Annotated in this window: 26 protein-coding genes and 1 riboswitch; of the genes, 11 read left to right on the forward strand and 15 right to left on the reverse strand. The window is 39.0% G+C overall.

Annotated elements, in window-relative coordinates; translation table 11 throughout:
* Window positions 1-5 precede the first annotated feature (5 nt).
* The 6 genes from FQ087_RS08600 to kynU all read right to left on the reverse strand — a co-directional run bounded on the left by FQ087_RS08600 (window position 6) and on the right by kynU (window position 5,748).
* The gene (locus FQ087_RS08600; protein WP_149580046.1) at window positions 6-455 is read right to left on the reverse strand and encodes a RidA family protein; all 450 of its coding nucleotides are present in this window, start codon (window positions 453-455) and stop codon (window positions 6-8) included.
* Window positions 452-1,462 (reverse strand): amidohydrolase family protein, encoded by a 1,011-nt coding sequence (locus FQ087_RS08605; RefSeq protein ID WP_149580047.1) that lies wholly within the window; start codon window positions 1,460-1,462, stop codon window positions 452-454. The genes FQ087_RS08600 and FQ087_RS08605 overlap by 4 nt, the downstream gene beginning before the upstream one ends.
* On the reverse strand, window positions 1,459-1,989 hold the full coding sequence (locus FQ087_RS08610; protein WP_149580817.1) for a 3-hydroxyanthranilate 3,4-dioxygenase: 531 nt from the start codon (window positions 1,987-1,989) through the stop codon (window positions 1,459-1,461). Before FQ087_RS08610 ends, FQ087_RS08605 begins: the two co-directional genes overlap by 4 nt.
* A 126-nt stretch (window positions 1,990-2,115) precedes the next feature.
* The gene (locus FQ087_RS08615; RefSeq protein ID WP_370456042.1) at window positions 2,116-2,661 is read right to left on the reverse strand and encodes a 3-hydroxyanthranilate 3,4-dioxygenase; all 546 of its coding nucleotides are present in this window, start codon (window positions 2,659-2,661) and stop codon (window positions 2,116-2,118) included.
* 357 nt (window positions 2,662-3,018) lie between these two features.
* Window positions 3,019-4,431: an amino acid permease gene (locus FQ087_RS08620; protein ID WP_149580048.1), complete on the reverse strand. Its 1,413-nt coding sequence runs from the start codon at window positions 4,429-4,431 to the stop codon at window positions 3,019-3,021.
* Window positions 4,432-4,461: 30 nt separating this feature from the next.
* The gene (gene kynU / locus FQ087_RS08625; RefSeq protein WP_149580049.1) at window positions 4,462-5,748 is read right to left on the reverse strand and encodes a kynureninase; all 1,287 of its coding nucleotides are present in this window, start codon (window positions 5,746-5,748) and stop codon (window positions 4,462-4,464) included.
* Window positions 5,749-6,012: 264 nt separating this feature from the next.
* Here kynU and FQ087_RS08630 point away from each other — a divergent pair, with 264 nt between their 5' ends.
* Window positions 6,013-6,633 carry a TetR/AcrR family transcriptional regulator gene (locus tag FQ087_RS08630; RefSeq protein ID WP_149580050.1) on the forward strand — a complete coding sequence of 207 codons (621 nt, stop codon included), beginning with the start codon at window positions 6,013-6,015 and terminating at the stop codon, window positions 6,631-6,633.
* 61 nt (window positions 6,634-6,694) lie between these two features.
* On the opposite strand, the gene FQ087_RS08635 is transcribed toward FQ087_RS08630, so the two are convergent.
* The 7 genes from FQ087_RS08635 to FQ087_RS08665 all read right to left on the reverse strand — a co-directional run bounded on the left by FQ087_RS08635 (window position 6,695) and on the right by FQ087_RS08665 (window position 13,360).
* The gene (locus FQ087_RS08635; RefSeq protein WP_149580051.1) at window positions 6,695-6,904 is read right to left on the reverse strand and encodes a 4-oxalocrotonate tautomerase; all 210 of its coding nucleotides are present in this window, start codon (window positions 6,902-6,904) and stop codon (window positions 6,695-6,697) included.
* A gap of 261 nt (window positions 6,905-7,165) precedes the next feature.
* The gene (locus FQ087_RS08640; RefSeq protein ID WP_149580052.1) at window positions 7,166-8,650 is read right to left on the reverse strand and encodes a 4-hydroxyphenylacetate 3-hydroxylase family protein; all 1,485 of its coding nucleotides are present in this window, start codon (window positions 8,648-8,650) and stop codon (window positions 7,166-7,168) included.
* Window positions 8,651-8,669: 19 nt separating this feature from the next.
* On the reverse strand, window positions 8,670-9,155 hold the full coding sequence (locus FQ087_RS08645; RefSeq protein WP_149580053.1) for a flavin reductase family protein: 486 nt from the start codon (window positions 9,153-9,155) through the stop codon (window positions 8,670-8,672).
* Window positions 9,156-9,369: 214 nt separating this feature from the next.
* A complete protein-coding gene (locus tag FQ087_RS08650) occupies window positions 9,370-10,647 on the reverse strand; it encodes a TRAP transporter large permease (protein ID WP_149580054.1) in 1,278 nt (425 codons plus the stop codon).
* Entirely contained in the window at window positions 10,644-11,129 is a 486-nt protein-coding gene (locus tag FQ087_RS08655; protein WP_149580055.1) for a TRAP transporter small permease, read from the reverse strand. Before FQ087_RS08655 ends, FQ087_RS08650 begins: the two co-directional genes overlap by 4 nt.
* Window positions 11,130-11,143: 14 nt before the next feature.
* Window positions 11,144-12,172: a TRAP transporter substrate-binding protein gene (locus FQ087_RS08660; protein WP_149580056.1), complete on the reverse strand. Its 1,029-nt coding sequence runs from the start codon at window positions 12,170-12,172 to the stop codon at window positions 11,144-11,146.
* 441 nt (window positions 12,173-12,613) lie between these two features.
* Entirely contained in the window at window positions 12,614-13,360 is a 747-nt protein-coding gene (locus tag FQ087_RS08665) for an IclR family transcriptional regulator (protein WP_149580057.1), read from the reverse strand.
* An 877-nt stretch (window positions 13,361-14,237) separates the two neighbouring features.
* Here FQ087_RS08665 and FQ087_RS08670 point away from each other — a divergent pair.
* From FQ087_RS08670 to FQ087_RS22405, 9 genes are all read left to right on the forward strand, one after another.
* Window positions 14,238-16,025 (forward strand): LVIVD repeat-containing protein, encoded by a 1,788-nt coding sequence (locus FQ087_RS08670; protein WP_149580058.1) that lies wholly within the window; start codon window positions 14,238-14,240, stop codon window positions 16,023-16,025.
* Window positions 16,026-16,565: 540 nt separating this feature from the next.
* On the forward strand, window positions 16,566-17,135 hold the full coding sequence (locus FQ087_RS08675) for a biotin transporter BioY (protein WP_149580059.1): 570 nt from the start codon (window positions 16,566-16,568) through the stop codon (window positions 17,133-17,135).
* 383 nt (window positions 17,136-17,518) lie between these two features.
* Window positions 17,519-17,627, forward strand: a riboswitch (TPP riboswitch).
* Window positions 17,628-17,732: 105 nt separating this feature from the next.
* A complete protein-coding gene (locus FQ087_RS08680) occupies window positions 17,733-18,719 on the forward strand; it encodes an ABC transporter substrate-binding protein (RefSeq protein WP_149580060.1) in 987 nt (328 codons plus the stop codon).
* A gap of 12 nt (window positions 18,720-18,731) precedes the next feature.
* Window positions 18,732-19,022 (forward strand): thiamine-binding protein, encoded by a 291-nt coding sequence (locus tag FQ087_RS08685; protein WP_149580061.1) that lies wholly within the window; start codon window positions 18,732-18,734, stop codon window positions 19,020-19,022.
* The gene (locus FQ087_RS08690; RefSeq protein ID WP_149580062.1) at window positions 19,019-19,792 is read left to right on the forward strand and encodes an ABC transporter permease; all 774 of its coding nucleotides are present in this window, start codon (window positions 19,019-19,021) and stop codon (window positions 19,790-19,792) included. Before FQ087_RS08685 ends, FQ087_RS08690 begins: the two co-directional genes overlap by 4 nt.
* Window positions 19,785-20,519 (forward strand): ABC transporter ATP-binding protein, encoded by a 735-nt coding sequence (locus FQ087_RS08695; RefSeq protein WP_149580063.1) that lies wholly within the window; start codon window positions 19,785-19,787, stop codon window positions 20,517-20,519. The genes FQ087_RS08690 and FQ087_RS08695 overlap by 8 nt, the downstream gene beginning before the upstream one ends.
* Window positions 20,500-21,300 (forward strand): TatD family hydrolase, encoded by an 801-nt coding sequence (locus tag FQ087_RS08700; RefSeq protein WP_149580064.1) that lies wholly within the window; start codon window positions 20,500-20,502, stop codon window positions 21,298-21,300. Before FQ087_RS08695 ends, FQ087_RS08700 begins: the two co-directional genes overlap by 20 nt.
* A 185-nt stretch (window positions 21,301-21,485) precedes the next feature.
* Window positions 21,486-21,701 (forward strand): small, acid-soluble spore protein tlp, encoded by a 216-nt coding sequence (locus FQ087_RS08705; RefSeq protein ID WP_149580065.1) that lies wholly within the window; start codon window positions 21,486-21,488, stop codon window positions 21,699-21,701.
* A 607-nt stretch (window positions 21,702-22,308) separates the two neighbouring features.
* Entirely contained in the window at window positions 22,309-22,446 is a 138-nt protein-coding gene (locus FQ087_RS22405; RefSeq protein ID WP_188006678.1) for a hypothetical protein, read from the forward strand.
* Window positions 22,447-22,703: 257 nt separating this feature from the next.
* Here FQ087_RS22405 and FQ087_RS08710 read toward each other — a convergent pair whose 3' ends face one another.
* Complete coding sequence (locus FQ087_RS08710; protein WP_149580066.1) at window positions 22,704-24,260, reverse strand: ABC-F family ATP-binding cassette domain-containing protein; 1,557 nt, start codon at window positions 24,258-24,260, stop codon at window positions 22,704-22,706.
* Window positions 24,261-24,830: 570 nt separating this feature from the next.
* Between FQ087_RS08710 and FQ087_RS08715 the strand changes: the two genes are divergently transcribed.
* Entirely contained in the window at window positions 24,831-25,220 is a 390-nt protein-coding gene (locus FQ087_RS08715; RefSeq protein ID WP_255452185.1) for a hypothetical protein, read from the forward strand.
* A gap of 130 nt (window positions 25,221-25,350) precedes the next feature.
* Here FQ087_RS08715 and FQ087_RS08720 read toward each other — a convergent pair whose 3' ends face one another.
* A complete protein-coding gene (locus tag FQ087_RS08720; protein WP_149580068.1) occupies window positions 25,351-26,637 on the reverse strand; it encodes an MFS transporter in 1,287 nt (428 codons plus the stop codon).
* Window positions 26,638-26,641: the final 4 nt, after the last annotated feature.

Raw genomic sequence — 26,641 nt, forward strand, 5'->3', positions numbered from 1 at the left:
TCCTCCTACTCTTCTATCTCAATGATCATCTCAATTTCAATAGCTGTATTATTTGGCAATTGTGCCATTCCAACCGCTGAACGCCCGTGTTTCCCTTTTTCTCCAAAAACCTTTCCGATTAAATCCGAGGCACCATTCAACACCTTTGGATGATCTGTAAAGTCTTCCGTGCTATTTACCATTCCAAGTACTTTCACAAACTGCTTTATTTTACTTAGTTCACCAATTTCATTTTTGACTACGCTAAACAAGTTAAGCATCGATTGTTGAGCAGCTAAATAACCTTCCTCTACAGTTAAATCTCTACCTAATTTCCCATGGAACTCATCTACGCCCTGACCAGCGGTAAACAAAAGATTTCCAGTTCGTACACACCCCACATAGTCTCCTAGTGCAGGCCGTAAAGGAGGTAATGCAAGCCCTAATTCCGCTAATTTCTCTTCCGGTGTAGTCATCTATTAACCTCTTCCTTTATTTCAATATTTAAAAAGGCGAGCGCATTCCCGCCTAAAATGGCCTGTCGTTGTTCTTCCGTTAGTTCAAGTGTGTCGTCAACCACTTTGCCTGGTGGGATCTCTCTTAATAGAAATGGATAGTCAGATCCCATAACAACTTTTTCATACCCAAAACGGTCTACTAAAAATTTCAGGTTTAGTGGGTCATAATTGAGAGAATCAAAGTAAAAATTCTTAGCATAGTAACTAGGAGGTTTAGTCGTTTTCCGTAAATGTGGCCACACTTTCCATCCTTGATCTAAACGTGGTAAAATGTACGGGAAAGATCCCCCACCGTGAGCAAAACAAACCTTTAAATCTGGAAACTTCTCCATGACACCACCGTTAATCAAACTGGCTGCAGCCAACGCTGTTTCACTTGGCATGCCTACTGTATACATAAAGTTATGACGTGGCATCCGTTCTTTACCTAACGTTTCCCATGGATGAATGAATAGCGGAACTCCCCATTTCTCAGCCGCTTCAAAAAATGCAGTAAACGCAGGAGCATCTAAATTTTCCCCATTTATATTTGTACCAATTTCGATTCCCTTTAACCCAAGTTCGTGTATACAGCGATCCATTTCACGAATAGACGCCTCAACATCCTGTAATGGGACAGTCCCCAGACCTATGAAACGATCGGGATACTGTTTAACCGTATCCGCGATAAAATCATTTTGGATTTTCGACATTTCCTCTGCGGCTTCAGCGTCAGCCCAATAGGAAAATGTAACTGGTATAGGCGACAATACTTGAATATCAACGCCTTCTGCATCCATGTCTTGAATTCTTTTTTCAGGACTCCATACTTGATCTGTCACTTCACGAAATACCTTGCCCTCTACCATAATATTTGCACCGCAACTACACGTTTTTTCCATTGTTGGCCAACGACCTCCACCAAATTTCTTTGCAAAATCCGGCATTTGTTCTGGAATAATATGTGTATGAAAATCTACTCTCATTTCCAAAGCTCCACTGTTTCAGGCATAACATGCCCACAGCTTGTACATGTGCGAAGTTCTTCGTTCCCGTTGAATTCTTCAATCGCGCCTTTTACTTGTGTCTCAATGTCTGTTAGCTGGACACGATTACGGTGCATTTCATGGTCACACTTATCACAGAACCATACGAAATCTTCTAATTCACCTTGATCACGTTTCCGTTCAATGACTAAACCGTACGTATCTGCAACACGGTGTGGCGAATGCGGTACCATCGCTGGCAACATAAATACTTCGCCTTCTTTAACCGTTACAACCTCACGATTGCCTTCCTTATTAATCGTTTCAACGTAACAATCGCCTTTAATCTGATAAAAAAACTCGTCTGAAGGGTCTACATGGAAATCACGGCGTTTATTCGGTCCGCCTAGTATCATACAAATAAATTCAGAGTCTTCCCAAAGTACTTTATTATTGACCGGTGGTTTAAGTTCTCCCTTATTTTCTTCAATCCAATTTAATAAGTTAAATGCTTGTAGTTTGGACATTGTAGATTTTGTCATTATAGTAATACCCCCAATTTTATATTTTTTTAACTAGTTCGCAATTCCGATTGTGCTTGCTACAAGTTCCAGAATTTCTTCCATGGTGATTATGTGCTTAAAAGTCTACCTTTATTTCCATAATCCTACTTCTTCAGGCATGACGTGATTGCACTTCGTACATGTGCGAAGTTCTTCGTTCCCGTTGAATTCTTCAATCGCACCTTTAACTTGTGTTTCAATGTCTATTAGCTGAACGCGATTCCGATGCATTTCATGGTCACACTTATCACAGAACCATACGAAATCTTCTAATTCACCTTGATCACGTTTCCGTTCAATGACTAAACCGTACGTATCAGCAACCCGGTGTGGCGAATGCGGTACCATCGCTGGTAACATAAATACTTCGCCTTCTTTAACCGTTACAACTTCACGATTGCCTTCCTTATTAATCGTTTCAACGTAACAATCGCCTTTTATCTGATAAAAGAATTCATCTGAAGGGTCTACATGGAAATCACGGCGTTTATTCGGTCCGCCTAGTATCATACAAATAAATTCAGAGTCTTCCCAAAGTACTTTATTATTGACCGGTGGTTTAAGCTCTCCTTTATTCTCCTCAATCCAACCCACTAAATTAAATGCCTGCAATTTCGCCATTGTAGATTTTGTCATGATCGTATACCTCCACTATTTTAGTTGGTTTAACTCATTCATAATGTTCACGGTTACAATTCAATAGATGAGAATACTTGAAGAAATTTGTAATTCCCATCTATTATTAGCTACACAAACAGGTCCTCAACTAGAACAAATCTACTCATTTCTCAATCCTCATATCATGTAGTAAGTGCTGTATCATCAATATAATGAAAACGCCTTACAATCACAATCTAGTTATTTCACAATATGAAATAATCAATTTTCAATAACCAGAAAAGCACATCTCATTTCCCGCAATAATCACACCAGTAAGGCTTGATTATTGCGGGAACAATAACCACTATTACGGAGTATTAATAATGTCTAAATTTATTCTTCTATATTCTCGTTGCCCTCATCTTGCTTCTTATTCACTTTTTTCCAAATGAAGTAGCAAATTGTTATAAAGATCAGCCAAGGGAATCCAAGCGTTAGAGTCGCTCTAAAGTCAGGTGAAAACCATGTCGACAAGACAACCGATGCCAGTAAAACTGCCCCAAAAATAGTCAAGTAAGGGAATCCAATCATTCTGACAGGTAATTTACGACCATTTGTCGCATCCCATTTTCGACGGAAGAACCAATGGGTAATGAAAATCATAAACCATGCGAACATAGCGCCAAAACTAGACAGAGAAATCATCGTTACAAAAGCTGTCTCTGGTTTAACTACAGTGAAAATAGTTGCGATTACAATTCCAATAACGGATGCAAATAATGCGATGGATGGAACCGATTTTTTGTTCAGTTTCCCGAGTACTTTAGGTGCGTACCCCCCACGAGACAATGAAAACATCATACGAGTAGAAATATATAATTGACTATTCATTGCAGATAGTGCCGCAATGAGAACAACGAAGTTCATAATCGCTGCTGCACCAGGTATGTTAACAATCTCCATTACTTTTACAAACGGGCTTTTATCAATTCCAGCCGCATTCCAAGGGACAATCATTAACATGAGGCCCAACGTTAGTAAGTAAAATAAGATAAGACGAACAACGGCTGATTTAAGTGCTATAGGTACCGCCTTTTCTGGATCTTTCGCTTCTCCAGCACTAACCGCGATCATTTCAATACTCAAATAACTAAAGAGTGAAATGAATACAGCAATCCACATTCCCCAAAGTCCATTAGGGAAAAATCCTCCATTAGCTGTATAATTGTGTATGCCGATCGATGATGTATTATCTGCACCTACGATTACAAAGACAGCTAAAATGATAAAACCAGTTATGGCGACTACTTTTACGACTGAAAACCAGTATTCAACAACACCAAACATCTTAACTGTTGTGGCATTTACATACATAAGAATACCTGCAAACAGTAAAATCCACACAATCGCTGGTACGGTCGGGAACCAATATTTCATATATACAGCAACGGCAGTTACTTCTGTTCCAATTGCACAAACTAAACTAAACCAGTAAGAATAGCGAACTACAAAACCTGCCCAAGGGTTTATATAACGTTCTGCATAAGCCCCAAATGAGCCCGTGATTGGATGTGCAACCGCCATTTCAGCAAGACATCCCATTAAAAGTAGGGCGATCATTGCTCCAATTGCATAACTAACAATTACACTCGGACCCGCCAAACCAATTGCCAAGCCACTCCCCAAAAACAATCCGGTCCCAATCGCTCCACCTATTGCAATCATGGTAAGTTGAGGAGTAGTCAAACTCCGTTTCAAGCCTTTCTCTCTTTCAATAATATCTTGGAAATGATTGTCTTTTTTCATAACTAACTTCTCCCCCAGTTCTCAATTAGTCTACGAGACAACATTACGTTTCTTGTCAAATTTCTCATATTGCTTTTCCGTTATTATTTTCTTTATGACTTGAATGGTATCCCATACTTCTTCGTAGGAAGTGTAAAATGCAACGGGCGCAAGACGTATAATATTTGGCGGTCTATTATCTGGAATAATTCTATTTTCTACTAATGCTTTACAAATACGTACTGCTTCATCATGCTCCAAACAAATATGTCCTCCACGACGATTATCTTCACTTGGATTACCTATAGAAAAGCCCATTCCCTCTAGCTCTTGTTCTATTAAGTCCGTCATATACTTTGTAATGTGCAGTGATTTTTGACGAATCTTATCAATACCTACTTCTGCAAACATTTCCAAAGAACCAATTATTGGCGCTAAACTTAGTACATGTGGTGTCCCCACTTGAAAGGCTCCAGCTGATTCCTCTACAACCAATGTGTGTTCCATATCAAATTGCTTGTCTTTTTTCGAACTATACCATCCTGCCAAGCCCGGGTGTATACCAAAGTGTTTTTTGTTCACATACAGTCCGCCAACTGATCCAGGTCCACCATTTAGATATTTATAATTGCACCATAAAGCGAAATCCACATCCCATTCACTAAAATAATGTGGGATAGCTCCGATTGAATGACATGCATCAAAACCTATGCAAATTCCCCGGATATGAGCTTCACTCGTCAAGCGCTTAATATCCAACAACTGTCCACTTCTATACAAAACTGTTGGCAATATAATTAATGCAATGTCATCAGTCATTGCTGCAATAATATCCTCTTCCATGATCAGTTTTCCATCACGACTTTTAACCCGTACGAGGTGTTCTTCTGGATCATAACCTCTTAGTTTAATTTGACTTTGAAGCGCATAAATATCAGATGGAAATGTCAGTTCATCCGCTAGAATTTTAGTCCTTTTTCCTTTAGGTTTATAAAAAGTTGAAACAAGTTGATGAATATTCGACGTTGTGGAACCGCTTACAATCACTTCTTCACTTGAAGCACCAACTAGCGGTGCACACATCTCACCTAATTTTTCTGATATAAAGAACCATGGATACTTTCCTTTCGTCCACCCCTCTATCCCATATGTTTTCCATGACTCCATCAGTTCAGATACCTTAATTTCCGCTCGTTTGGACATGAGGCCCAATGAATTTCCATCAAGATATGTAACACCCGGTTGTAAATAGAATTCCTCACGATAATGGTGCATCTCATCCTTTATATCTTGTTGTTGTGCTTGTTCCCTAGATAACATCGAAGTCCCTTTTTCCATAAATTTATCCCCCTCGTTTCTTCTGTATATTCTGAATACAAACAAATCTTATAATAATAATGACACGGTGTCAATATGTTTCGAAAATTTTTTATTCCGAACTTTAAAGGGGATTATCCATTGTTAATTTCGCTGAATTGAGCTAAAGTTAATCTACTTAATCACCACGAGGTTTTAATTTAGAACTCGCACATGCAAAAGCAAACTGTTGATAAATTCCAGCTTACTTTACTAAAACCTTGTGCTTAGGGAGGAATAAATAACATGAATGATAAAGAATCAAACATTGATGGTAGAAGTTTGCGCTCAATAATAACACGTAAAAAACTACTAGATGCCTCTCGTGAATTATTCTATGAAATTGGATTCGAAAAAACTACTATTTCACAAATTATTAAGCGTGCAAAAACGGGATACGGTACTGCATATGTACATTTTAAGGGGAAAGATGACATATTAATCATGCTAATGGAAACTGTTATGCAAGAGTTCTTGGTAATGGCCGAAACCCCCTTCTCTCCTTCAACTAAAGAAGAAGCAAAACAACTAGTTATAAAACAAGTTACCGCCTTTCTAAATATGGCTGAATCGAATAAGAAAATTATGGAGGTTTTCTCAGAAGCAATAAGTCTTTCACCTTCTGTAAATAGTAAATGGAACGAGATTCGACAGGCCAATATTCACTTCATCACAAAAGATATTACATACGCTCAAAACAATGGACTAGCCCGAACAGATTTGAAGGCTGAATTAGTTGCCCGCTTCTGGTTTTTCGCCAATGAAAATTATCAATGGGATATCGTTCGAAACGTTAATACAGCTACTATCGAGGAAATAGCATGGACGCTAACAACTATGTATATTGATGGCCTCTATCTAAACTAATAAAAACAGCTTAACAATCATGTAATTGTTAAGCTGTTTTCATCGTCTGGATATAGATAGCTTACTTTCTTTGAGCCGCTTTCGATTTAATCTCATTCATTGTGAAACCACCAGCCCCCCAATGTGTATCCTCAACTTCCGTTACTAAAACTCTTACTTGCTCTGGTTTTACAAATAGGTTTTTCACTGCCGCGTCGGTTACATCTACGATCAAGTTTTTTATTTGTTCATTACTCCTACCTTTTAACACTTGAATTTGTATGATTGGCATAATAAACTCCTAACAATTTTAGTATATTAGTTGAGATGAAGATTCCATTCAAATATTCTCCACACTCGAATATAATGGACATCCTATACCGCCAATGACATCATGTCAATAATTCTTTGAGGCTTTCAAATAACGAACCACCATTTTACTGTAATCAAGGAATATTTATGCAAGAAAAATAATAAAAGAGTTTCATGCAAAAAAAAGACACTGCCAAAAAACATTTCAAAAAGAAATGCTTTGACAATGCCGTTATACAAGTTAATTCATCACTTTTATTTTCGACATTTCTAATGACTCTTTAAGTGCCTCTTCTACCATTGGATATGTCGGGTTTTTTCGCTTATGAGTATTATAGAACATTGCCATTTTCCGAACTGGATCTCCTGAATAGTATCGTTCGTACTGAACAAGTCTCTGTCCGAATGCCTCCCCACACAGATCCCAGGCTAATTTAAATAGACGTACTCGATCATCAGCAGGTACACCCTCACGACCACCATAATACTTATTCATATCCTCTGTTAACTCTGGGTTAGTAAAGTCGGCTCCAGTTGGTGACATTAAGAGCCCACCTGCACCAATTATTTGCAAAATTTCTATTGCCCTTGGATACAATTTAGGCAAAATACCACGGACAGTTTCAAGTGGGACAATTGCTGGAATTGCCTCACCATATGGTGTCGTATCATATTCATATTCAGAGACACGAACTAATGCCCTAATTGTCTCTACCCCTTGTAAAAGTTCTGTTAATTGATTTTGAACATTTAAGAACCCATCAACTCCGATTGAATCTGCTATCGAACATGCAACTTCTGTCACAAATGAAATTTTCACAAGGCCTCTAATAGCTGATTGATGGGATGGTTGTAAATTAATACCCGTTTTCGGATATAATAGATTTCCCGCTTCTACATTTTGATTAATGAATACACGATTCCAGGGAACTAGTACGTCATTAAATACCAATACTGCATCCATTTCTTCAAATCTTGATGCTAATGGATGATCCCACGTTGACCTTGTGCCATCCTGTGTTGCTTCACGACACAAAATACGTAAACCTGGTGTGTCAATCGGAAGTGCAAACGAAATTGCATATTTTTCATCTCCGGGTTTAAAGCTCGGATACGAATAAATAATTACTTCATCTGTTAAAGGTGCGAGCGTTGCTAGCATTTTTGATCCGCGAACAATCAAACCTTCATCAGTCTCTCTAACAACACCTAGGTGCGTATACATATCTACCTGATCGTTCGACGCCTTACTTCGGTCATTCTGTGGATTAATAATTGCATGTGTTAAAAAGAGATCATTATCTCTTATATATTTATAGTAATTAACAATATTATCTCCCCATTGATCACCATATTCTCTAAAGAACCAGTCATTCGATGCCATTGCAGTTACTACTGTTGCTAGGAAATCTGGTGTTCTTCCCATTAAACCAAACGTTGCTTTTGCCCATATCTCAAATAGTTCCCTACGTGCTTTTAAATCCCCTCCATTGCGTGGAATGAGGAAAGCATTATTTACACGCTCTCCTGTTTCTTCGCATACATGCGTAATTCTGTCTTGATATTTAGGGTCGTACTGCATATCGTACAATTTAGCTAATTCCTCAATCGGCTGCTTAAATATTGGTTCTTCCGATAAGTTTGTTATTCTTCTACCACCTAACCAAACTTCTGGTTTTCGAGATTTGATCGCTTGAATATAATCTGCCCCTGTTCGAATACTCATCCTATCTTCCTCCAATACGTTAACTGCTTACCGCAGTTTGATTTTTTTCTATTTTCAAGAACTTCCCTCTAAAGAAGAGAAGGCTATCTGCATCACTATACGAAAAGTCCACTACTTTCCCTACATATAGAATATGATCTCCACCTTCGTATTTTGCCCATGGAGCACATTCAATTGTTGCAAGTGTATTTTTCAGACGTGGGCTATCTTTAAAGTCTTCTTCCCACTCAACTACTAGACTTTCATCTGGCCGGCCCGCAAATTGCCAGGCATATGCCTCCTGAGATTCAGCTAACACATTAATAACAAACGGACGATTCTTCAATGCCTCACAAGCCTTGGCATTTTTAGCAATTGAAACGAGCGCTAGCGCCGGATCTAAGGAAACAGATGTAAATGAGTTTACGGTTATTCCATATCTTTCACCTTGATCATCATTCCATGTAATGATCGTTACACCAGTTGCAAATTGTCCAAAGCAGTTCCTTAACTCTTTTACATCCATATCTCTTTACCCCCTTCTTGCTTAACAATGTACTCTAAATATACCGAGTAAATTTCTATTGCTCAACGTGGATATTTCACAACGTGAAATGAACTTAATATTTTTTAATTTATCCACTGGAGTATAGTCCTTCTTTTTATATAACGTAAAAAAACCATAGCTATCATTGCCATGGTTTGAATTATTTCTCTCTATATATTCCCACTTTATAACACTAATCGTTATACAAATTTGGAATCCACATGACTGCTTCTTCCCAATAAGTAAGTATGAGCAATACAAGAATCGCCATCCCTAAAAATGGCATAATCGCTACGACTAGTCTTTCAAATTTAACTTTAGCTATGGAAGATACGATAAACAATCCAGTCCCTACTGGTGGAGTTAGTAATCCAATTGTCAAGTTAATACAAATGATAACTCCGAAATGCACCGGATCTATTTGATAGGTCGCAAGCAAAGGCATCATCACTGGTACCAAAATAATCAATGCAGCAATTCCATCCAACACTGTTCCGACCAACAGTAAAAATATGTTCACTAAAAGCAAAAAGACTAGAGGATTATCAGATAGATTGAGCATAGAATCCGCCACTAATTGTGGTATTTGCTCATAGGCGATAATAAATCCGAACAAATTTGCTGTCACAATTAAAAATGAAATTGTTGCTGTATTGACCACGGTATTTACTAGAATTGCAGGAAGGCTTTTCAATTTTAGTTCACGATAAACAAATCCGATAATAAATGCGATCACACACGCAATTGATGCGGATTCAGTGGGTGTAAACACACCGCCTAGAATACCTAATATAATTGTGAAAGGAATAAGCATTGCAGGGATAACTTGAAGAAAAGTTTTTGCGATTGTCCTCAAGTCTTCTTTCTCACTTTTAGGGAATTGATGTTTATGATTCATGATTCCAATGACAATAATAAATCCGATTCCCAATAGAATACCTGGAATAATGCCTGCCATGAATAAATCGGAAATAGATGCTCCTGTTAACGTCCCATAGATGATAAACAGCATACTCGGAGGGATGATAGGCGCCACAATTGACGAAGCTAATGTGATTGCAGAAGAAAATTCACGTGTATAGCCTTCCTTTTCCATTTCGGGGACCATTACTTTACTCATCATTGCAGCCTGCGCATTGGCCGAACCTAAAATAGAAGCCAGGAACATGTTTGCAATAACTGTCACATACGCCAATCCACCACGATAATGACCGATTAAAACTTTCGCAAAGGCAACAAGTCTTTTTGTAATTCCCCCACCATTCATTAACTCACCAGCCAACATAAATAAAGGTACAGCCAACAAGCCAAAATTGTCCAATCCTGAAAACATTTTCTGTGGTGCTGAACTCATCAAGGTCGTCAAGTCACCTAGCAATAAATACGAAAGCGACGTAATTGCCAACACAAGCGATATCGGAATACCAATGAATAAGAATATAAAAAATAAGGCAATAACCGCTATTGTCATAATGGTTCACCGCCTTGTTGTTTATTCTTAAACAGATTTACAAGGTGATTTAATAAATGGATAAAAGCAAATGATAAACCAACTGGGACAGAAAGATATGGAATCCACATTGGAATTCGCATTGAAGTAGACTTCTGATGCATCGATGAAAATACCCATTGGTAACTTAAATATAATAATAGAACTATGAAAATCAAAATAATGATGTGTGAAACAATTTCAATGATCCGTTTTCCCTTGTCTGAAAAGCGATCCACTAAAAATGTAACTGAGGCTTGAGACTTATACTTAAGCCCCAAGCTCCCACCTATAAACGTCAACCAAGCCATCATAAATATACTCGCTTCACTCGCCCAGAAAATAGGGGCGTGAATAAAGTAGCGAAACAGAACAGCAGTAGCAATAACCAGTGTCATGGCTGCGATTAATATCATAGCAATCACTTTTTCAATTGATTCAATCCACCCACTTAATGTATTCATAATCATGATTCCCCCTACTTACGGAATGTTTCAATGAACTCTTTAATTAAAGGATCTTTGATTTTATATTCTTCATCGAATTTTTCCATGTATGGCTTAAACAGAGACTCGTCCATTTCATAAAGCACCATCCCTCTATCTGTTAACGTTTTGACATACTCCTCTTCCAATGAAGAACGTTTCAATGTTGCATATTCAGACGCGGCTGCCATAGCTTCTCTAATAATTTTTTGATCCTCTTCAGGCATTGCATCAAATTTCTTTCCGTTTGCAATCATGACTGATGGCCAAACCATATGATTCGTCATCGCAGCATAACCCGTAACTTCATTAAAATTAGACGTGACTGCTGCATCTAGATCCATTTCCATTCCATCAATGACACCAGTTTGGGCAGCTTGATATACGTCTGGTAATGAAATAGATTCTGGGTTAGCGCCTAAATAGCGGTACCAATCTTGTAATGCTGGACTAGGAGTAACACGTAACGTCAAACCTTTCATCTCTTCCGGTGTTTCAACTTTTTCTCTAAACATCATTGTCCGGTGGCCAGAGAAGAAAATATCCAATGCCCTTAAACCTTGATCATCAAGTGTAGCTAAAATCCTTTTCGAAATATCGGAGTCTTTTGCCTCGAATGCAGTTTCATAGGAATCAAATAAAAACGGTGCAAACCAAGCGCTAAATGCATCTGATCTTGATGTTAAAAAGGCAGTAGTGATGAATCCGAAATCCAAAGTACCCGTTTCAAGTTGCTGAACCATATCAGGCTCTCCACCTAATTGCCCGCCTGGATATAGTTCCATTGTCATCCGACCATCAGAACGAGTTTCTAGTTCCTCTGAAAACTTTTTCGCTGCATCATTCCAAATATGATCAGGTGGCGCAATATGCGCTAGTTTAAATTTATATGTTTGGCCTTCTACTTCTTTTTTATCACCCGAATCCTCACCTGTTTTAGTACTCTCTTCCCCACAAGCACTTAAAACAAGCATAATCGCCATCATCAAAATGAAAACGTAAAAACCTTTTCTCTTCATCATCCGACAACCCCCTATTCTAATTTAAATTTTCCATAGTAATTGTTAAATCTCTTTGTAACCTCTTCTCGGCTATGATACTTTCTAAATCTCTTTACGACCTAGCAAATTCTCCATAAGAATAGTTATTCCAAAAAAATAATTCTAATAATTTAGTTAATTATAACGGTAATTACATCTCTAGTTTTCTTCTAAATGCAACTGATTACTCAAATTTCCTGTAGTTAAACCAGACTGTTCTGTTCCTACTTTAAATCCCAAACCCTCTCTTGTATTTAAACTATTCTGATTATATCAGAATTTATTTGAGAGCACATCCTACTAGTTTCACATTATGAAATTCCTTTGATTTCCTCAACGATTGATCTTCAAAAAAATCATCTCTTCGTAACACAAATAACAGTTCCATAAAAATGTTCCAATTCTCGTATCTCTATTTACTAGTTAAACTTCAATGTATCCTAATTCTTGTGAGATTGAATGCGCTGTATTTATCACACTTTGTATGATCATGTTACGATTACTACCTTGCATATAAGAAGCTGGTCCTACTAGATTCACTGCTGCGATAGTTTTCCCTGAATAGGATAAAATAGGTGCAGCAATACCGTACGTACCTGTGGAATTCTCATTATTACTTATAGAGTAACCAATTTCTCGTACAATTTCTAATTCCTTTTTCAGTTTATCAATATCAGTAATTGTATTGGGCGCCTGCCTTAACAGCCCCCTGCTAAGCGTTTCTTTTAGGTAGGTTGAATTATATGATAACAACACTTTTCCTGTACTCGTAGAATAAGCCGGTTTTCTTGACCCGATATACGTATGTATCGGGGATGCTTCTTGTGACGATACCTTCAAGACAAAAACAACTTCACCTTTGTCAAACATACCAATATGAGCTGTCCCTATAAATCTATGAACTAATTCTTTCACCAACGGAATAGCCCTGTCATAAATGTCTTGCTGAAACATTACATTATTATTCCACTCAAGTAACTTCCAACCGAGCCGATACCTCCGTTTATGATCCCTCATCAACACCCCCTCATTGCAAAGTGTACTAAGCAAGTGATGAGTTGTACTCGTGTTCAAACCAAGTTTTTTTGCAATCTCAGCATTCCCCAATACTGGCTCTTCACTAGAAAAACAGCTTATTATTCTACACGCCTTTTTAACAGACTCTATCATTTTCGATTTCCCCCTCACTTTTTAGTAGAAAGTAAATCAAATAACACTAATGAACCTCACCTGATAATATGATTCTATAAAAAAGCATCTAATCATTAATGTAAGCGCTTTCAAAAATTATTATAATATTTATAATTTCAGTTAATCCACACTTCAAACTCATTCTAGTGATATGATTTTCTTTGCTAAACTTCATTCTAATTTACTTTCATAAAAAACAGTTCAAATAACCATAATTATAAATTATCTATATTTGGTAGATTTTTCTATTCTACTTAAATCCATCTAAGGATACAAGCATAAAATTTCACACTATGAAACTTCAGTGTAATTATACAAACGGTGACTTAATGTACAGTCTCTTTAATAAAACAAAGTTTTCATCCAAACAATCTTCTTGGTTCAATTGGCTGCCTATTAATATGTTTGTTATACAGGCGACCCCGATTGTTTTGCTTTGTACCTTAAACAAAACATACGGAGGTTTCTTTGCGCACTTTTAGGTGAAAGCCAATTATAAGATAATTTCTTGATGTAAATTAGTTTCGCTGTGTTCTAAGTTTCGTCTTAAAATAATTATAGCCTACACCAATTCGGAGTATTTGAAATATTTTAATTATTAATATTGACATCAAGTCATATACATTGTAAGATTTCCTTAGTTCCGGAACGAAAATCTCATTTCAACACAAAAGATGCGCATATAGTAAATCATCTAATTTTCTAATTTTTATACTTTTTGTAACAAATAGTAGTTGGAAGAACCCTAGACAAACAAAGATAGGATCACGCCAACGAATAATAAGCTGAACAATCAGGACGGCTTATTTGTTGATTCCAATTTTTAAAAAAATCTTAATTTGGGGGGATTATATTAATGAGAAAAACGACAAAGTGCCAACTTTTTGGTAGTTTACTTGTTACAACTCTTGCTTTAGGCGCACTTTACTCACTAGCGACACCGGTAAATAGCGCATCTACATCTTCAGCAGGTAACACTGTCACCTTCGAAGCACCGCGTGCTGGACTCAACCTAAATGCACCAGACGCGCCCTTGCCATTTCCAAAAGAGGAAGCATCTCATCTACCAGGAGAACCGGTTGAACCGACACCAGGAAGTTGGGGTTATGATGCTAAAACTGGTATATTCACACACCCGACAGCATCACCTGATAACGAAGGGCCACACCCCTTTGAAGGCAGTCTCCCATATCTTGATCAGAACCAGTATTCTAAAAATATGAATGTCGAAGCTTTCTATCCCTACGTTATAGGGTGGGGACATAGCTGGCAGGCTACCTTCGATTTAGAAGGACGTCGTTACCTATACGACTATGAAACTGATATGTACAATGTTTTTGATATTACTGACCCTAAAAAGGTTGAGCGCATTGCGAATAAGAAGTTAAATGTAAAAGATGGCGATAAGCAATTTGGTCCTATGAACGTCAAATACAATAAGAAATTAGACAAGACTATTGCCGTACAATGCTATGAGGTTCCACGTTACGGTGTGTTAACAAATAAATATCTATATCCGGAGCAAGTAGAAGACATTAAAAACAGAGAAATGCTTCGTGGTTTCCGAATTTTTGAGGTTACTAGTCCATTGTTTGCAGATTGGAAGTTACTTTCGGAAACACCGCTAGATGTCAATGCAAATGCTAGTGATTTAGTGCAGCAGGGATCTGGTTGCCAGGATGTCCCGGTATATTCAGGGGATAAATACTTGTTTGTAGCAGGTGCACCTGATGACAGTTTTAGTAACACGGAGTACAAGAGTTATCTATATTCAGGCGCACAAATGGCCTATGATGTTTCCGATCCTTCTAATCCAAAACTGCTATCTACTTGGTGGGCACCCGGACAACGTGTTGGAGAAGAAGAGGCATATAATGCCAACCCTCGTGCCGGAAATAAAACCAGTTGGATGGGTTCACGGATGCCGCTATTCATCCCCAAACCGGTCGAAGAAGGTGGGAAATACGGCTACGCAGCAATGGGCGGATTAGGATTTTGGGTAATTGATATATCCGACCCCGCAAACATGAAAGCGGTTTCACATATTGACATGCCTTTGAGCGTAAGTGGTACTGAAGGCGACAATATCGATGTTACTAAAGTCGAAACAACTGGTATGGTCTACTATAGCGGATATCCTCTTGGTGAGGACTGTCATGAACCATACAAAAGTATTTATGCTATCGACGTGAGTAATCCGCTCAAACCTAAACTTGCGAGCACACTAGAGCGTCCAACTCCAGCGGAATCAGCACCTTTCACAGATTACTGTCAGCGACGTGGTAGCTTCGGTCCAAAGCGTAGCGGTTACGCAACAATTAATCCTGGAGAGCCTAGCCAACGCTTTATGCCCTATGCTTTCTACAATGCCGGTGTACAAGTGTTTGACCTAGCAAATCCAAACAAACCTACAATTGAGGCATACTTCGTACCGAAGATGTCTGGTGATATTCCTAACGAAGACGGAATAACGACAAGACAAAGTGATCACTCTAACCCAGTGCAAAGCATATTCGTCGAGTGGGATCGCAATTTAATTTGGGCCTTCTCGAATCACGGCATGTACGTGCTGTCGTCACCAGTCCTCGGCGATCCAGTCACAGGTTTGCCTAAACCAAAAGACAAAGAAGAATCTGACATGTAAATTGGTAAATTCACAAGATTATTATTAACGCCATTCTTGTTGAATCAGGATGACTATCTGGAGCCTCGTGGCTACATCGGTTAATTCAATAAAGTTTTCCAGCTGTTTTCATTGCCTTTATAAAGTAAAACGGGCCTGTCCTTTAAGTCGTAACTACGTCGACTTATAAGGCAGTCCCTTTTTGAAGACTTCAACAAAAATCGATGCACCAACTATACATGAACAGGTAAAGAGCTTTGATCCCCATTGAAATTAATTTTAACTATTTAGCCAGGCATGTTGATTATGAATAATTCCCAAAGGGTCTTATTAACATACCGAACTCTCTTATTTTTAATATTGAGTTATTATTATTATGCAATTGCAGTGTTTTTATGAACTGTGTTGTGGACTAGTTTCAAACACTATTGTCGGGCAAAATCAATATTACCCTGTTTCCTTTTGAAAATAATCGGGTTGACGGCAGTATATGGGTTATCATATACTAAATGAGTAAACTTATTTAAAACTAAAGATAACACAAAGGGGCATCTTTACACTATGACGGAATCAAGTTATAAACTACGAATGATGATTATTTCAGCACTATTCGCAACTATTATCAGTGTATTGGCACAAGTCACTATTCCATTACCACTTGTACCAATTACAGGACAAACGCTAGCCATTGGACTTGCTGCGACAATATTAGGAGCACGATATGGTACTTTGTCAGTCCTCATTTATTTATGTATGGGTGCAATAGGTTTACCGGTATTCGCACAGATGTCTGGCGGCTTAGGAATTCTAGTCGGGCCTACTGGTGGATATTTGATTGGTTTCATTCCAACTGCACTTATAATCGGTTATTTCCTTGAAAAAACGAGTTTTACGGTTAAACATGCAATCATCGCAAATATAATTGGTACGTTTATTGCATTAACTTTTGGAACGGTTTGGCTAAAATTCATTGCAAATCTTTCTTGGACTGCAGCATTTACAGGTGGATTTGCACCTTTTCTTCTTGTCGGTCTCATTAAAGCCACATTGGCTGCGTGGGCTGGTATCGCCGTTAGAAATAGATTGAAATCAACAAATCTATTATACACATGGAGCACTGAAGTAAAATAAATCATACCTGATTCCAAAACGACTGAAAATGGTTTTGGAATTCGGTAATTTTCATTATTTGCCTGCTAGACAAACCGCCTTCATCCCTATTCTTAATACCATCCTAACTACTAACATCCTATTTGTTTACGGTGCTATTTAAAGACTGGGTTTGGAGATGAGCAACAAAGTCCAATTTATCTAAGTAAGAAATCAGACTATGCAATCTAACAATCCCCAAATCTAGATTTAATCCAATTACTTAAACTCTTTTCAATTTATAAATGCATTTATCATCCTTTTCTTCGAACTATTAAGAAGTATTTTTTAATTTGTACTTGATTCATTGGTATGACTGTGGCAAAGTAGTAGATGTGTTGGTCAAAAAAAAATTTCATACAGTTACAATTATGTGGGGGTACCAGTTAAGCTGGTTGAGATATACTCAGAAAGTATAGACCCTTGGAACCTGATCTGGTTAAAGCCAGCGGAGGGAACATACTCATTAGCTTAGCCATGCCTATGTTTATGCGTTCTTCGGTTTCCCGAAGAACGCATTTTTGTATTCCAGACAATTGTTTACTTGTAATTGCTATGAATCAATGAGGAGGAATACAATTGAAAAAAGTTTGGTTGTTCGTCATTCTGACTTTATTACTTACAGCATGTAGTACCGATCAAAGTAAGGAGTCGAAGAAAAAGGCCGAATTGGAAAAAATCCAATTTGTACTCGATTGGACACCGAATACCAACCATACGGGCTTGTACGTTGCACAGGAAAAAGGTTTTTTTGATGAAGAAGGACTTGATGTGGAAATTATGTTACCGGGCGAAGCGGGTGCTGACCAACTTGTTGCAGCAGGTAAAGCGCAATTTGGAATCAGTGCACAAGAATCGCTAACAGCAGCACGCACACAAGATATACCAATTATTTCTATAGGGGCTATTCTCCAACATAACACTTCGGGGTTTGCCTCTTTGAAAAAAAACAGCATTGAATCACCAAAAGATTACGAAGGAAAAACATATGGTGGTTGGGGTGCTCCAGTCGAACAGGCAATCATCTCATCACTAATGGAAAAAGAACATGCAGATGCCAATCGAGTTGAATACATCAACATGGGCAACTCTGACTTTTTCACAGCAGTCGAACGTGATATTGACTTTGCATGGATTTACTATGCGTGGACAGGAGTTGAAGCAGAACTTCGTGGTATCGACTTAAATATGCAGTATTTAAAAGATTTCTCGGATCAACTCGACTATTACACACCAGTCATTACGACAAATGAAAAAATGATTAGCGACAATCCAGACACCGTCCACGCTTTTATGCGAGCAGTTGCGAAAGGTTATGAATTTGCAATTGATAATCCGGATGAAGCGGCATCAATTTTATCGAAGGCGGCTCCTGACCTTGACGAAGAACTTGTCAAAGCGAGTCAGCAATGGATTTCACCAAAATATAAAGACGATGCATCTCGTTGGGGTGAACAAAAGCTTTCTACTTGGAAAGGCTACGCAGAATGGATGACCAAAAATAACTTACTCGACGACGAGTTTATCCCGGAAGATGCATTTACAAATGAATTTTTACCTAAATAAGGAGGAACCAACATGACAAACGCATTAGTTAGTATTCAAATCATACCGAAAACTCCGAATGGAGAAGATGTGATTCCCTACGTTGACGCCGCCATCGCCATCATTGATGAAGCAGGTATCCCTTATCAAGTATCTCCGCTAGAAACCACGATGGAAGGTAACTTGACAGACCTACTTGGGATTGTACAAAAAATGAATGAACGGATGATTGAATTAGGCTCGCTGAGTATCATTTCACAAGTGAAAATATTTTATAAGCCGGATGGTGCATCAATGGCTAAATTGACGGAGAAATACCGTTGAAGAACATTTTGAAAAAAGGATGGCGGCCAACATTGGTCATCATCCTTTTACTTGGCCTATGGGAAATAGCTGGTCGCATTTTCGAAATCCCAGCATGGTTGCTACCAGTTCCCTCTCAAGTGTGGCAAGAGGCAATTCTTGGATGGCAGCATTATTCCGACCATATCTTATCAACCATCCGTCTCACGCTTACAGGTTATATGATTGGAATGATTGTCGGCCTAACGGTTGCGATATTCCTATTCCGTCTACCCATTTTACAGGAAGCTTTTTATCCACTACTCATCTTGTCACAAAATATTCCAACCATTGTTTTGGCACCTTTGCTAGTTATCTGGTTCGGATTCGGCATGCTGCCGAAAGTCATCGTCATTGTACTCGTTTGCTTTTTCCCAATCACTATTGCAACATTGGACGGTTTCCGGCAAACCGACCGAGACCTGTTGCATTATATGAAAATGTCAGGTGCGACGAATCGACAAGTTTTTTGGAAGTTGCAATGGCCACATGCACTCCCTTCCATATTTTCCGGTTTAAAAATTGCAGGTACATATAGCGTCATGGGAGCTGTTATTTCAGAATGGCTCGGTGCGAATAAAGGAATTGGTGTGTATATGACGCTTGCCTCTTCTTCCTTTAAAACGGATCGTGTGTTTGTTGCAATTTTACTTATTATGATTTTAAGCTTAACATTTTTCGCCATTATTGCACTCATTGAGAAATGGCTATTAACATGGCAACGGCAAGGAGGGAATTCTTCCAATGGGTAAGTTAAGTTTGCAGCATATAGCAAAGTCTTATGGTGAAGATCATGTTCTTCAAGATGTTTCATTTCATGTGGATGACGGAGAGTTTGTTACGATTGTCGGTCCATCTGGCAGTGGTAAAAGCACATTGTTCCAACTAATCGGTGGACTATATGCACCGGACAACGGTGCGATTGAGCTAGATGGGAAAAGTCTAAACAACTCCCGCGGACACATTAGCTATATGCCACAAAACCCTTCATTGTTTCCATGGCGAACCATTTTACAAAACGTCTTATTGAGTTCCGAAATTGCCGGTCAAAAAGATACGGGTACTGCATTGGAACTGATTGAAAAAGCAGGACTTAGTGGGTATGAACAATCCTATCCACACCAATTATCAGGTGGCATGAAACAACGAGTGGCTTTCATTCGAAGTCTCAACAGCCCACAGTCCATTATCTGTTTAGACGAACCTTTCTCGGCTCTTGATGAATTCACGAGGTTTGAGATGCAAGATTGGCTACTTTCCATTTGGGAGGAATACAGAAAATCAATCGTGTTCATTACACATAATATCGAAGAAGCACTTTATTTATCAGACCGAATTCTTATCCTTTCAGATAAACCGGCATCCATCCAAAAGGAAATTATCGTTCCTTTTCCACGACCACGCACCGAAGGTATTTTATTGGATGAGCAATTTATGAAATTAAAAAGGGAGATTCATAATGAACTACGAGGTAGATGACAAGATTGCAATAATTGATGCGCACATCCATCTTGACCAATATAAAAAATCAGAACAAAGAACTATCATTGACTATTTGGAGCACCCGTCCTCTGCATTAAATGGGATAATTAGCGTTTCGATGGATCTAGTTTCAAGTATCAACAACATGAAACTTGCGCAATCCCATTCTCGCATCCATCCCGCCTTTGGTTATCATCCTGAGCAGGAGCCACCGTCAGATGAAGTACTACTGGAACTTTTTTCTTTTATGCAAAAAAATAAAGATCAGATGGTCGCAATCGGTGAAGTTGGACTCCCCTATTATTTGAAGGAAAAGAAGCCTGCACTACAACTCGAGCCTTATATTGAAGCGCTTGAAGCGTTTATTGATAAAGCAAAAACGTGGAATAAACCGCTTGTTCTCCACGCTATTTATGAAGATGCGGAAACTGTATGCGATATGCTGGAAAAGCATTCTGTGAGTAAAGCCCATTTCCATTGGTTCAAAGGAGCGCATTCGACTATTGAACGAATGATCCGGAATGGGTATTATGTATCTGTGACGCCCGATTGCGTTTATGAACATGAAATCCAAATGCTGATTAAGCAATACCCGATTGATCGTTTAATGGTCGAAACAGATGGTCCATGGTTTTTCTCGGGTCCATTTGAAAATGAGATGACGCATCCAACTATGATGCACAAATCCATTTTAAAAATTGCATCTGTGAAAAAAATGGATTACCGTGATGTATATCAACATATTTACGACAACACAAAAAGATTTTACCTTTGTTGAAACGAAATGCGCTTTTAGTTTGCGCATTTCTTTAAGATTTCATTCTACCTCAAAAATCTCTTTTTCGATTAACCTCCTATTCCTTATTCACCCTTTTTTAAAGAAATAAAATCCACAAATAGTTATTTTGAATTTGGGAACGCTATCTCTTGAAGGTTTTTTTAAAAGAGGAAGGAGGTAGTATAATGACTAGCATCAAACCGAATGATTCAGATGACAATGTAAATAGGTTAAAGAAAACCATCAGTAATATGGAAGCGGCAGAAGCAGCAATGGAATTTGCAGAAGGGAAAGAACTTGCTGCAATCAAGGCGAAAAACGAACGACGTAAGGAGAGCATTGAAGGATTGCGCACTGAAATTAGCGAAGAGGAAAAATCGAAAATTAACGGATATATTTAAAATCACAGGCACTCTTTCAGGAATAAATCTTAGTTATTGAATCACGTCTGTTGATTAAACATATATTTGCATAAAATTCTGGTGAGAAGGGCTTGAAAACCTTCATTTTCACTGGACCATTTCCGGCTCGCTCCCGGCGAAATATTCATAACTGTATTAAGGAGGAATTGCAATTCATTCCTCCCTCGAGGGGCATGAGTATGTAGAAGTGACTCTGTCACTTCTACATACTCTCTTTTCAGTAATACTGTTGCGAATGGTTGCCTGTCGCGTTCCTACAATGCTGAATTGAAAAATGCAGTTGCTTTAAAAGAAAAGAATAGATGACTTTCTATAGAATTTATATGTGCCCGAAGATACAATTTCGGGCACGCTAGTACTTTGTTCAATGTGTTCCTTGCTTACTTTTAGCAAAGAATGTACATCTATTTATTTGATGCCTTATAGAAAGTGACATTTCTTTAATACAAGTAAGAAAAAAACATAGAGAAAGCATCAGCCGCCAAAATTGCATCTTTGGCGGCTTTTCTCCAGGTAAGAAGCCAGCTATTTTTCCGTTTCAAAAAACTTCAGCACTCTGTGTACTTATGCATTTGGATTGCGACGGATGAAGGACAACCATACGATTACCGAAATGGTTTGTAGGGATGCGACAAATCCTGACATATTGGTCATCGTACTAGAAGTCATTCAATCTAAAGCGTTCCCAAAGCGCAACTATACAAGTGCGGCCGGTGGAGATTAAGTTATTGACTGGTTATTTTTATTTAATCAACAGACGTGTTATTGAATATCTTTAGACAAATTAGCCCAGTAACTTTGAGAGTTACTGGGCTAATCTTTCTGTTATGAAGTTGTCAAAAAGGTTGCCCTTGAATACCGAATGATGCTGTGCGCCAACTAATTTCTAAGCAAACAGCGTTGTTTAATCTTTATCCCTTCTGCTCTTTAAAGCGGTCCTAAAAATAATTGGAGTCTAGGACAGAAGTAGATACGTGCCAATTAAAACATTTTGGTGGTCCAATTTTCACCATTCCATACGTCCGTTACTAGACCTTCGTAAAAATCAGGTTCGTGCGAGATTAGCAGGACGCTACCTTTGTATTCCTTTAAGGCTCTTTTCAATTCCTCTTTCGCATCCCGATCAAGATGATTCGTAGGTTCATCGAGGACGAGTAGATTCGTTTCTCGATTAATTAATTTACATAAACGCACTTTCGCTCGTTCTCCGCCACTTAACACCTTTACTTTACTTTCAATATGTTTTGTCGTTAACCCACAACGGGCTAAAGCAGCACGCACTTCATATTGGGTATAATGAGGGAAAGCTTCCCATACTTCTTCCAGGCAGGTATTATTGTTTTCCGTCTTCGCTTCTTGTTCGAAATAGCCAATTTCCAAATGCTCACCACGGTCAACGGAACCTGCAAGCGCTGGGATTTCTCCGAGAAGACTTTTCAAGAGCGTTGTTTTCCCTATGCCGTTTGCGCCTGACAATGCAATTTTCTGTCCGCGTTCCATCATTAGATCTAATGAATTTGACAACGGCTCGTCATATCCAATGACAAGATCCTTCGTTTCGAACAGAAATCTTCCAGGGGTCCGTGCTTGTTTGAAGCTGAATTGCGGCTTCGGCTTTTCCGCATCTAATTCGATGACATCCATCTTGTCCAGCTTCTTCTGCCTCGACATAGCCATTTTACTCGTCGCTGCATTCGCTTTGTTGCGAGCAACGAAGTCCTTAAGGTTTGAAATTTCCTTCTGTTGCTTCTTGTAAGCAGCTTCCACCTGTTGTTTCTTCATCTCATGGACACGTAAAAATTCATCATAATCCCCAGAATATCGGCTAATCTGTTGATTTTCCATATGGTAGATAAGCTGAATCACGCTATTCAAGAACGGAATGTCATGCGAAATCAAAATGAACGCATTTGCATAGTTCTGTAAGTAATTGCGAAGCCATTCAATATGCTCAACGTCCAAATAGTTTGTCGGCTCATCGAGGAGAAGGATGTCGGGTTTTTCCAGCAATAACTTGGCAAGAAGTACCTTAGTACGCTGCCCGCCACTCAAATCATGTACATCCCGATCCAAACCAAATTCATCCAAACCTAGTCCATTCGCCACTTCTTCCACTTTAGAATCGATGATGTAAAAATCGTTGTGAGACAGCTCTTCCTGTATTTCACCAGTTTTCTCAAGGAGCGCTTCCAATTCATCCGCGTCCACGTCGGCCATCTTAGCAAAGAGTTCGTTCATTTCCGTTTCCTGATCATAAAGATATTGGAAGGCAGTTCGCAACACATCGCGAATACTCATCCCCTGCTTTAACGCAACATGCTGATCTAAATACCCGACCCGCACGCGCTTTGCCCAACTCACCGTTCCCGCATCCGGCTCCAGCTTGCGAGTGATGATGTTCATGAACGTGGACTTCCCTTCACCATTAGCACCGATCAATCCAATATGCTCCCCTTGCAATAAACGGAAAGAGACATCTTCGAAAATCGCGCGATCCCCGAAGCCGTGACTTAAATTTGCTACAGTCAATAAACTCATATATTTTACACCTTTTCCTTCAATTAGAATAATTTTATTTTCGCAGTGCTATCCGCAACCGAGACGTGAAGAATCTTCTATAGTATATAAGTTATTCGCAGTTGAAGATAGAGTTTATGATGAATTTTAAAGTTAGGTGCTGTCATTAATATATACCTCCGCATCAAGGAAGCATTTGTTGAAAGACTTTCACTAAACCTGACTTAGACACCAATTACCCGAGATTCATTTGTATTCTTCTACAGGTCTCAAAGGAAATGATTATATACCAATCCCCCCCATAATTCAACGAGTAATATTGATAAATAAAGGGTTCGACTCCACCTTCACCGGGTATATTATCTTCTAAAGATTGTTTTACAGAAGGGGGATATATACATATTTGGACTTAGAGATCTAGTTTCATTAATCACTTCTGCATTTATCATCTTGCCGATTGTCGTATTTTTGAGGGAGTCTGGTTACTTTATAGTAAGTGGTGTTTTCGGTGTTAAAAATCCAAGGCTGACCCTTGGAACAGGTCCTCGGATTTTCAAATTCGGACCCTTCGACGTACGAAAGTATTATCATGTGTACAGTTGGTTTTCATATGACTCGTTAAAAAGAAACAGTAAATTTGCATATATATGTATTTACGCGGGGCCGATTCTCGCCAATCTCACATTTGCCCTTACTATCAATGCCCTTCTAGCCAATGGTATGCTTCAGGACTACAAAACGTTTTGGGAGCGATTTATTTTCTATGCGTTCTATTATGTACTTTTCGACGCCATTCCCATGGTAACCGCATACGGTAAGCCGAATAACGGAATGATCATTTACGAAATGCTGCGGCATGGTAAGCGAGCCGACCATAGGAACGAGCCCCTCATACCGGCAACAAGTGATGTAGAAATGCAATATCAGGAAGAAATGAAAAAGATAAAGGAATTGACAGAAGAAAACGAAGTGGATGAATGAATGCAGTGGCTATCGCATCAATTATTGCAAAGGTACCAGTAAATACAAGAGGAAGTGCACCAAAACACGTTGCTAAACTCCCTCTTCCTTCCAGTATTATGATTGTGTGAAAGCCTTGCATCATTCACTTCTATTCGTTGTTATCTTTAAACCATTTCCAAACAATAAGTGGTATCAACAGCAATGATAGATACATGCCGAGCAAGCCTAAAACGGCATAGCTTGAGTAGGCTACAATAATACCTGACAATATACTGCCCGCCGTCCCCGATAGAGCCACCCAAACATCCACAGACCCTTGCGTTTTTGCACGTGTTTTCATATCTGTCGAATCAATGATGATTGCTGTTCCACTGATTAAGCCAAAATTCCATCCAAGACCTAGTAATATCAATGCAATCGTCAGCCAAACAAGGGAATCGCCAGGAGCAAAAGCTGCCAATAATCCTGCAATTGATAAAGTAACACCCGAAGCAATGACCATAACTGTGCGACCAACTTTATCAACTAATAGACCTGTAGCAAGGGATGGCAAATACATCGCCGCAATATGTAAACTAATCACCATTCCAACGACCGTCAGTCCAGAACCATGATTTTGCATATGAATCGGTGTCATCGTCATGATCGCAACCATGACGAGATGAGACAAGACGAGAACCGTCGCACCGACAAAAATACCGATTCGGTTTATGTTACTTTGTAGTGCGTTATTTACTGCTGTACTGTTTGAATCGACTTGTTCTTCCTTCTTTTCCGCAATTGCTCTTGCTACTAGAAATGGATCAGGTCGCAAATAGAAGAACAACGTTAGTCCAGCTACGAGATATGCCGCTGCCGCTAATATGAATGGTCCCGCTAGAGCCGGTATCCCGACTGTCATTGCAAAGTTCCCCATCGGCGTTACTAAATTCGGCCCTGCCACTGCCCCAATAGTCGTGGAAACCATCGCGATACTGATGGCTGTCGCACGTTGCTTTTCGCTGGCTAAATCTGTTCCGGCATAACGCGCTTGTAGATTTGTCGAAGTCCCTGCGCCATAGACGAATAACGATATAAACAATAACAACACATTGTCCATGGTTGTTGCGAAGATGACACCTATCGCACCTATTCCACCAGTTATGAACCCAATCGACAGCCCATAACGACGACCAAAACGCTGTGAAATTCTGCCCACAAAGAACGCGGCAAGCGCAGAACCCAGCGTAAACAAGGCAGCTGGCAACCCCGCAAAACTAGCGGTGCCTAACATATCCCTAGCGATTAGTGCACCTACAGTAATCCCAGCCGCAAGTCCCGCTCCGCCAAAAATTTGTGACATCACGACAACAAATAATGACCGCTTGTAGAGCTTTTGTTGTTCTTCAATTGAATCTACATATTGGGTAATCTCAAACGAACCTCTTTTCCCCATACTC

The sequence above is a fragment of the Sporosarcina sp. ANT_H38 genome (genome assembly GCF_008369195.1).
Taxonomy (GTDB): Bacteria; Bacillota; Bacilli; order Bacillales_A; family Planococcaceae; genus Sporosarcina.